General features: G+C 75.6%; 6 protein-coding genes. All 6 read right to left on the minus strand.

What is annotated here, in order from left to right; translation table 11 throughout:
* Nucleotides 1-28: 28 nt before the first annotated feature.
* The gene (locus ACH01S_RS13790; protein WP_067890427.1) at nt 29-3,529 is read right to left on the minus strand and encodes a protein kinase domain-containing protein; all 3,501 of its coding nucleotides are present in this window, start codon (nt 3,527-3,529) and stop codon (nt 29-31) included.
* A gap of 36 nt (nt 3,530-3,565) precedes the next feature.
* Nucleotides 3,566-4,504, minus strand: a complete 939-nt coding sequence (locus ACH01S_RS13795; RefSeq protein WP_067890430.1) for an MBL fold metallo-hydrolase — start codon at nt 4,502-4,504, stop codon at nt 3,566-3,568.
* Between the two features lie 32 nt (nt 4,505-4,536).
* Complete coding sequence (locus ACH01S_RS13800; RefSeq protein WP_067890433.1) at nt 4,537-5,601, minus strand: rod shape-determining protein; 1,065 nt, start codon at nt 5,599-5,601, stop codon at nt 4,537-4,539.
* 601 nt (nt 5,602-6,202) lie between these two features.
* Complete coding sequence (locus ACH01S_RS45220; protein ID WP_246237240.1) at nt 6,203-7,132, minus strand: C40 family peptidase; 930 nt, start codon at nt 7,130-7,132, stop codon at nt 6,203-6,205.
* A 212-nt stretch (nt 7,133-7,344) separates the two neighbouring features.
* Complete coding sequence (locus ACH01S_RS13810) at nt 7,345-8,784, minus strand: maltokinase N-terminal cap-like domain-containing protein (protein WP_246237239.1); 1,440 nt, start codon at nt 8,782-8,784, stop codon at nt 7,345-7,347.
* A partial coding sequence (locus ACH01S_RS13815) for an alpha-glucosidase C-terminal domain-containing protein (RefSeq protein WP_174564875.1) occupies nt 8,781-9,049 on the minus strand: 269 nt, incomplete at its 5' end. The genes ACH01S_RS13815 and ACH01S_RS13810, both read right to left, overlap by 4 nt.

Consider the following 9,049-nt stretch of genomic DNA (forward strand, 5'->3'; position numbering starts at 1 on the left):
GTCGCCGTCCTTTCCCGTTCGCCTTCGCTCAGGCGCCTTCCGCGAATTCGTAGTCCCAGTCGATGTCCCAGGCGCGCATCGTGCCGTCCCTCGCCTGCGACACGGCGACGGTGGCGTCCGCGCTGAGCCGCACCCGCTCGACCGGCGCCGTGTGCGCGTCGACGGTGAGCAGGCGGCGGCCGGACGGGACGTCCCACAGGCGGAGCGTCCCGTCGTCCTCGCCGGTCAGCGCGAACCGGTCGTCGTCCGCGCACCGCGCGAGGCAGGCGGACGACCCGGACAGCGCGTGCAGCAGGCGCCCGCCCGGCAGGTCCCAGACGCGGAGCGCGCCGCGCGGGCCGAGCGTGGTGGCGAGCCCGCCGTCGCGGGACACCTCGATCGCGGACAGCTCCTCGGACGGCCCCGGGACGTAGCCGTCCGCCTCGCCGGTCGCGCCGTCGGCCGTCCACAGCGTCCCGACCGTGTGGCCGCAGGTGACGACCCTCCGGCCGTCCGCGCTCGGCGCGGCGGGCGGGCGGCCGGGCAGCACGTGCCGCCGCTTGCGGTCCAGGTCCCACAGGGTCGCGACCCGCTGGAAGTCGCCGACGAGGAGGGTCCGCCCGCCGGGCCCGAACCGCACCGACAGGACGAACCCGCCGTGCCCCTTCAGGACGTGCCTGCACCTGCCCTTGCGGAGGTCCCACACCCGGACGGCGCCGCGCTGGTCGCCGGACGCGGCGAGGAGGCCGTCCGGGCTGACCGCGATCGTCCGCACCTCGGCCCGGTGCCCGGCGAGCACGCGGACGCATTCGCCCGTCTCCACGTCCCACACCCGGACCTTCTCGTCGCTGGCCCCGGTGAGCAGGCGGCGGCCGTCCGGCGTGAACGCGGCGCACTCGACGGACACGCCGCCGACCCGCAGCGTGTGCCGCACGCCGCCGGACGCCACGTCCACGAGCCGCACGATCGGCCACCCGCCGAACGTGACCGCGAGGAGGTCGCCGCCGGGCGCGAGGTCGCAGCCTCGCACGGACATGCCGTCCGGGCCCGGCAGCTCCCGCGCCTGCCACGCGGCGGCGGGCGCGGTGCGGCGGCCGTGCCGCCCGGTCCGCCGCCACAGGTCGAGCAGGTCGGGGTTGCGGGCGTGGCCGGGGACGTTCCGCGCGGCGCGCAGTTCGGCCGCCGCCCGCGCCCACCGCCCGGCGCCGGCGAGCCCGCGCGCCCGCGCGAGGGCGAGGTCCACGGCGCCCGCGTCGCGGGTCAGGTCGGCGGCGGCGCGCGGCCGGGCGTGGCTCCAGGGCGAGGGCGGGCCCGCGTGCGCGAGCCGCCACGCCCGGACCTCGGGCCCGCCGGACGCGGTGAGCGCGAGGCGTGCGTCCGCGCTGAGGACGGCCGTCCCGGAGACGGAGCCCTCGCCGGGGAGCGTGCGGACGCAGCGCCCTTCCCGCAGGTCCCAGAGTTGCGGGCCGTCCGGTCCGGTGGCGAGCGCCCAGGCCCCGTCGCCGCTGACGGCGAACCGCGTGTCGCGCGCGGCCGCGACCTCGGCGGTGCGCAGGACGCGGCCCGCGACCGCGTCCCACACGCGCAGCTCCGCCTCGACCGCGGCGAGCGCGGCGCGCCCGTCCGCGCCGAACGCGACGCGGGCGCGCGGGAGCGGCGTCGAGCGGACGAGCGCGCCCGTCTCCAGGTCCCAGGCGCGCAGGCGCATGGTCGTCGGCTCCCACCGCACGACGTGCCGCCCGTCGCCCGTCACCGCGACGGCCCCGCCGATCCGCGACGGGAGGTCCTGCTCCCGCTGGAGGGTGCGGACGCAGCGCCCGGTCGCGACGTCCCAGACCCGGACGGCGCCGCCCTCGGTGGCCGACACGAGCAGGGAGCCGTCCGGGGTGAAGGCCAGCGCGTCGACCCGGCTCGCGTGGTCGTCGGCGCGGTGCAGGAGGCGGCCGTCGCGGACGTCCCAGACGAGCATGACGCGGTCGGCGCCGCCCGAGGCGACATGGCGCTCGCTCGCCGCGACCGCGCGCACGCCGCCGTCCAGCCCGGCGGAGTGCGCGGGGACGAGAGTGTGCAGGCAGCGGCCGGTGGCGAGGTCCCAGACGCGGACGGCGCCGCCCTCCGTCCCCGGCTCGGGCGGCGACGCGGTGTCCGCGCTCCCGCTCACCGCGAACGCGCCGCCGGGGGCGAGGGCGACCGCGCGCACCGCGTTGGCGTGGCCCGCGAGGACGAGCGGCGGGGGCGGGACGTCCATCCGCCCGGCCCGCTCCAGCGCGGCGGCGGGCTCCGGGGCGTCCGGCGCGCGCCGGGCGGCGGACCGCAGCAGCGGCACCGCCTCGGCCGGGTCGCCGCGCTCCAGCAGGACGAGCCCGAGCAGGTGGTCGCAGGCCCACACGTCCGGATGCGTCGCCCTGACGCGCCGCAGCTCCGCGACGAGCTGCGCGTCCGTCGTCCGGGCCGCCCGCCAGCGGTGCAGGCCCCGGTTGTAGACGGCGTGCGGGTTGTGCGGGTCGGCCGCGAGCGCCCGCTCCCACAGCTCCTCCGCGCGCTCGGGGTGGCCGAGGTCGAGCATGGACAGCGCCTGGTTCGACAGGCCGTCCGCGAGCAGCGTCGCCCGCGCCGGACGGTCCCGCGGGTACGGCTCGCGGGCCGCCTCCGCGTACACGGTGACGAGCGCGTCGGCGATCTCGCCCATCCCGCCGGGGCGCGCCGCCGGGTCCGGCCGGAAGCAGGCCCGCAGCAGGTCGACGAGGCCGGGCGGCGGCACGGGCAGCTCGTCCCGCGTCGCCCGGGACAGGAAGTCCTCGAACGCCTCGCGCGCCGTCTCCCCGGACGCGGTCGGCGCGCCGCCGGTGAACATCGACAGGACGCTCAGCGCCCACGACCACACGTCCGTCGCGCGGGTCAGCGCCACGTCCTCGCCCGCCGCCGCCCGCGCCTGCTCGGGCGAGCAGTACGCGGGCGTCAGGCCCGCGAAGCTGACCAGCGGGTCGGGGTCGGGACGCGGCTCGCCGCCCTCGCCAGCCCGGATCCGCGCCTTCGCCAGCCCGAAGTCGGTGACCTTGACCGTGCCGTCGGCGGCGAGCATCACGTTGGCGGGCTTCACGTCCTGGTGGACGAGCCCGGCGCCGTGCGCGTGCTCCAGCCCCCACGCGAACTGGATCGCGACGTCCAGGAAGCGGGCGACCGTGCGCCGCTCGTCGGGCTCGCGCAACCGCCCCGCGCGGACCGCGTCGGCGAGGCTGCCGCCGTCCACCCACTCGGCGAACACGCCGGGCACCGGCCCGAGCCGGCGCACGTACGCGCATTCCACCGTGTTCGGGTGGGGGCCCAGGCCGACCCACGTCTCCGCCTCGGCCGCGAACTCGCGGACGCCCCACTCGGTGCCGACCAGCTCCGGGCGCGGCACCTTCATGGCCAGCTCGGCGTCCCAGCCGCGGTGCCGCACCCGGTACACGAGGCCCATCCCGCCGGTCGCGATCACGTCGAGCACGTCGTAGAGGTCGAGGACGACGTCGCCGCGCCGCCACGTCCGGGAGGCGCTCGCGTCGATCACCCCGCCGATCCTACGGAAAGCGCGGCCCGGCGGGGATCACGCGCGGCAGGTCAGCGGCCGCCCGCCGTTGAACTCGATCATGTCGTTGAGCGCCGCGAGCAGGTCGATCGGCGCGCCGGGTTCGAGGCCGTCCAGTTCGGCGTAGGCGCGGTGCAGGTTGCCGACCAGCCGCTCGGCGTCGGTCAGCTCGGCGAACGGCCCGAGGTCGGCCTCGCGCGCCGCCTCCAGCGGGGTCAGCCCGGCCGGTTTCGCGGCGGCGGCCGTCGTCCGCACGAACCGCGCGTACTCGACGACGCGGTCGATCAGCTCGGGGCCGCCGACCGGGCCGTGCCCGGGGACGATCGTCTCCGCGCCCAGCGGCGCCACGACCTCCTCCAGCACCTTGAGCGCGCCCGCGACCGACCCCTGCATGAGGAACGGGGTGCCGCCGTTGAACAGCAGGTCGCCGCAGAACAGCACCCGCCGCTCCGGGATCCACACGATCGAGTCGTTGGTGGTGTGCGCCGGCGTCCCGACGTGCCGGACGTCGCAGCGCAGGCCGTCCACCCAGAGGGTCACGCCCTCGGTGTAGGTGAGGAACGGCGGTTCGAGCTCGACGTCGCCCCAGTCGACCTTCGTCCAGAACGGCTCGTCGAACGGCCTGCCCCAGGCGAGCGCGGCCTCGCGCGTCGCCTCGTGGCCGACGACGGTCGCGCCGGGGAACAGGTAGTTGCCGAACGTGTGGTCGCCGTGGTGGTGCGTGTTGACCAGCGTCCGGACGGGACGGTCCGTCACCGACCCGATCGCGTCGAGGTAGGCGCGCGTCCTGCGCTCGGTGGAGCAGGAGTCGACGCTCGTCACGCCGCGCGAGCCGACGAGGAACCCGGTGTTGTTGATCCACCAGGTGCCGTCCGGCTGGACGTAGGCGAACACCCCGTCCGAGACCTCTTCCAGGCGCGGGCTGCCGGGCCCGTCGCGGCCGGGTGCGTCGCTCATGGGACCGGATACTAGTCCGCGCCGGCGGCCGGTCAGTGCTCGAACTCGGGGACCGTCGTCAGCAGTTGCGGGCGCGGCGAGCTCTCCCGCGCGGGCGGCTCCTGCGAGCGCGCCGAGCGCAGCACCTCCCCGGCGCCGAGGACGGCGGCGTCGCCGGTGTCGTCCCCGATCCGCGCGGTGAGGCCCGTCCGCTCGCGGATCAGCCGCTCCAGTCCGGGCAGCCGGGCGGACCCGCCGGTGAGGGTGACGCCGACGCCGAGCAGGTCCCCGGCGATCTCGGGGGAGCAGCCCGCGAGCCCGGCCCGGACGGCCTCGACGATCTCCGCGACCGGCCCGGCGATCGCCCGGCCGACGTCCACGGTGGTGAGGACGATCTCGCGCGGCATCCCCGTGGCGAGGTCCCGGCCGTGCACCACGGTCTGCCGGACCGGCCGCCGCCCGAGCGGCGGCACCGCCCCGACCTCCAGCTTCGCCGCCTCCGCCGCGGACACCGACAGCGTCACGTTGTGCTCGCGGCGCACCATCGCGACGATCGCCCGGTCCAGCGCCGACCCGCCCACGTGCGCGGTGTGCGAGGTGACGAGCCCGCCGAACGAGATCACCCCGACGTCGGTGACGTCCGCCCCGATGTCGGCGACGACCGCGACCTCGGGCCGCGCGGACGAGGTCAGCCCCATCCCGATGGCGGCGGCGATCGGCGTCGGCACGAGCGTGAGGCGCCGCGCGCCCGCCTGGTAGGCCGAGAGCTGGAGCGCCCGGTAGTGGACGGACGTCAGCCCGCTCGGCACCGTCACGACCAGCCGCGGACGCGCCGTGTAGTGCCTCCTGTGGTGCTTGCGGACGAGGTAGCGCATCAGGTACTCGGCCTCGTCGGTCTCGGTGGGGGCGCCCTCCCGGATCGGCCGGACGAGCGTGACGTCGGGATTGCGTCCCGCCATGTCCCGGGCGGGGGAGCCGAGCGCGAGGATGCGCCCGGTGCGGCGGCAGCGGGCGAGCACGGACGGCTCGCGGCACACGACGCCGCGGTCCCGCACGTGCATGCGGACGGTGGCGCTGCCCAGGTCGATTGCGGTGTCACGGCCCGCGAAGTCCCACATCGCGTCCCTCCCAGATCGCCCCGAAAGTCGCAAGGGCCCTGTTGATGCCCTCGCGTCCCAGCGCGATGCCCATGGCCCGGTAAGCGAATCGCAAGGTCATGGCGATCAGCGATCCGGCATGTCCGGAAGGTGAACGGGGACGCGGCGCCCGCCCGGCCCCGCGGACCGCGCGGACGTCAAGAGATCATGTGAGAACGGTGTGGGGGAGGCTCGTCGTGCCCGGGTCGGCGTGGACCCGCTGGAGCTCGCCGCCCGACAAGAGCTCCAGCGGGACGTCCGCGTACGGCGCGGCCGCCGGCGTCGGCGCGGCACCGCGTGCCCCGGCCGCGCGGCGCCGCGCGGTGCACGGGGCATGTCGATCTAGAGTATGAAAACGGTTATCGTCGCAAGATAACACGACTCATCCGGTACGTCCTGGCACGATCCGGCCACGGCCTTCCGTGCGCGGCACGGGGACCACTGGGCGAACGCCCCGGGTGGATGTCGGCGGCGTCGAAGAGGTCGACGCCGGGGTCGAGCGCGGCGTCGATGGCGGCGGCGTGGGTGTCGGGCCCTCCGTGTGGCGCGCCGCCCGCCCGGCGGGCGGCGCGCGCGGGCCGGGTCAGTTCGGAACGTGGCCGGGCGCCGAAAGGTCGCCCGCCGGTCCGACGTACTTCGCCCAGGCGTGTGCGCCCGGGTCGGCCTTGTACCGGGGCCTCGGTTCCGGCTTGGCCTCGTCCTGCGGGCCGTCGGGGCGCGTCGCCGCGACGGCGTGTCCGGGGGCTGGATGGGGGGCGTGCTTCGATGGCTTATCGGGTGATTTCGGCAATGTATCGGTAGGTGGCGGAATGTGGGGGCTCCGCTGATTATCTGGCGGTTTTTGATCGGCCTCCTCCTCTTGGGCGCTCATCCGGTCGATCTTCCGGACGAGTTCCTTCACCGACGCCGACCATTCCCTGTACGCGGGGGCGCCCGGACGTACCGCGCCCGCGAACTGCCTTTTGCGGGTGCCGCCGAGCTTGTCGATCCGGACCCTGGCGCCCGCGTGCGGGGCGTGCAGGAACCGTCCGTTCCCGACGTACATTCCGACATGGCTGCGGCCGTGGAAGAAGATGAGGTCGCCCGGCTTGAGGTCGCTCAGGCCGACCTTCCGCTTCACCCCCCGGTACTGCGCGTACGTGACGCGGGGCAGGTGGACGCCGCCCTTGCGCCACGCGGCCATCGCGAGCCCGGAGCAGTCGTAGCCGTTCGGGCCGTCGGCGCCCCAGCGGTACGGCTTGCCGATCTGCTTGCGGGCGAACGAGACGGCCCGCTTCGCGCGGTGCCGCTGGCCCGCCTCGCGCGTCCGGTACGCGTCGTAGGCCCGGACCTTCTTCAGCGTGGCCGAGTCCAGGTGCAGGCTCCTCAGCACGGTCGGGTTGAGATCCGCCAGCGCGTGCGAACTCAGCGGGACGCCGAGCACGAGCCCGGTCGTCGCCGCGGTGACGGCGGCGCGCAGCGCCCCCCGTTTTCGAACGGCAGCCCGGGCCTGGCCGGTATGGACTTCCGACACCGTGCCCGCTACGGCGTTTCCGGTGCCTGCCCGGTTTCTGCGAGGTGCGATGGACATTCGCGTGCTCTCCGTTCCGGATCGTTCGGGTTTCCGGCGGCAGGTGATCTCCCGCCGTGGTTTCGGGTACCCGTTGAACGCTCCGGGATTTTTCCGAGCGCGCCGATTTTACATGATCATGACGCCGAATTAGGGTCGGCCTTTGGTGTCTTTGATCAAGCGGTCAGATGGGCGAGCGAAGTCAGCGGAACGGGCAGCCACGCGGGCCGGTTCCGCGCCTCGTAGCGCACTTCGTACACGGCCTTCTCGAATTCGAAGGCGCGGATGAGCACCGCGTGCGCCGCCGGGTCGGCGCCGCCCGCCGCCGCGTAGCCGCGGCAGAACGCCGCCCGGTTCCGCGCCGCCCAGGCGTGCGCCCGGGTCTCCGGACGGCCGCCCGGCTCGGGCGGTTTCGTCCCCGGCTTGGCGATGAGGAAGCGGGCCGCGTACTCGAAGGAGCGGAGCATCCCGGCGACGTCGCGGAGCGGGTGGGCGAGGGCGCGGCGCTCGGCGGGCGGGCGCGCGGGCTCGCCCTCGAAGTCGAGCAGCGTCCAGCCGCCCTCGGTGCGCAGCACCTGGCCGAGGTGGTAGTCGCCGTGCACGCGCTGCACCGCCAGCGGCTCGGCCCGCGCCGCGAGGTCGAGGAACGCGCCGGTCAGCGCCTTGGCGTGCGGGGCGAGGCCGGGCACGTCCCGGCAGGTGCCGGTCAGCTCGGCGTTCATCCGCGCCGCCATCGCGCCCACCTCGGCGGCGGGCAGGACGGTCACGCCGAACGCGTCCGCGAGCGCCCGGTGCACCTCGGCGGTCGCCGCGCCGAGCCGCTCGGCCTCGGCCGCGAAGTCGCCGCCGGCGGCGCTCGCGTCCAGTTCGGCCCACTCGCCGTCGCCGGGCCGGGGCGTGTGCGCGAACCAGTCGCGGACGCTCGCGATCGCGAGGCTCCACCCGTTCGCGCCGGTGTGCAGGTAGTCCGAGAGCAGGCCGAGGGTGACGGGCCCCGCGTCGGGGCCGCCCGCCCGCGCGTCCGGGCCCGGCTCCAGCTCGATCCAGCCGTGGACGGCCGGGACGTGCGCGCACCCGCGGCGGGACAGCGCGAGGTTGACCTCCAGGTCGAGGTTGACGCCCCGGCTGAGCCGCCGGAACAGCTTGCAGATGTAGACGTCGCCGAACAGCAGCGAGGTGTTGCTCTGCTCGGCGGTGATGGGCAGGCTCGCGAGGTCGGTCCGGATGGCGGCGCCCGGGGCGTGGTGGAAGCGCAGCGGGCCGCTCGACGTCCCGGCGGCCAGCGCGGCGAGCAGGACCCGCGTCAGGTCGGGGTCGTGCGCCGCGTCGTACAGGCGCACGTCCGGGCGGCCGGAGCGGCCGCCGATCTCGACGTGCCGCAGCCGGTCCGGCAGGTCGCTCCGGACGCCGAGAAGCAATTGGTAATGGTCGGTGACGCCATTTTGGTGGACGTCGAGGACGAGGTGGTGAAGGGCCGGGTCGCCCGCGCGGAGCTGGGTGGCGGTGCCGATGGCGAGGTCGTCGATGGGGCCGTCCTTGCCGCCGAACCACCGCTGCCTCGGCAGCCATTCCGCGAGGTCCCGGGTGAGCGCGGAGCGCGAGGGCAGCACGGTCACCGGGCCTCGGCCGAGGCCGCGAGGGCGGGCTCCAGTTCGTCGTCGGGCGGAATGAGCTGGAACCAGTAGAAGCCGTGCCCGGGAAGCGTCAGCAGATACGGCAGTTCACCGATCGCCGGGAACTGGACGCCGCCCATGCATTCGACGGGGGAGTACCCCTCGAAACGGCGGAGGTCGAGTTCGACGGGCTGCGGGAAACGGGAGAGGTTGCTGACGCACAGGACCGCGTCCATCTCGCCCCACGGGCTTTCGTCCTCGGTGATTT

Origin of the sequence: Actinomadura chibensis NBRC 106107 (assembly GCF_001552135.1) — a bacterium.
Classification (GTDB): Bacteria; Actinomycetota; Actinomycetes; order Streptosporangiales; family Streptosporangiaceae; genus Spirillospora; species Spirillospora chibensis.

Excerpts from the sequence above, each read along its gene's own strand:
- ACH01S_RS13800 (WP_067890433.1), bottom strand. The coding sequence starts at position 5,601 with ATGTGGGACTTCGCGGGCCGTGACACCGCAATCGACCTGGGCAGCGCC.
- ACH01S_RS13795 (WP_067890430.1), bottom strand. The coding sequence starts at position 4,504 with ATGAGCGACGCACCCGGCCGCGACGGGCCCGGCAGCCCGCGCCTGGAA.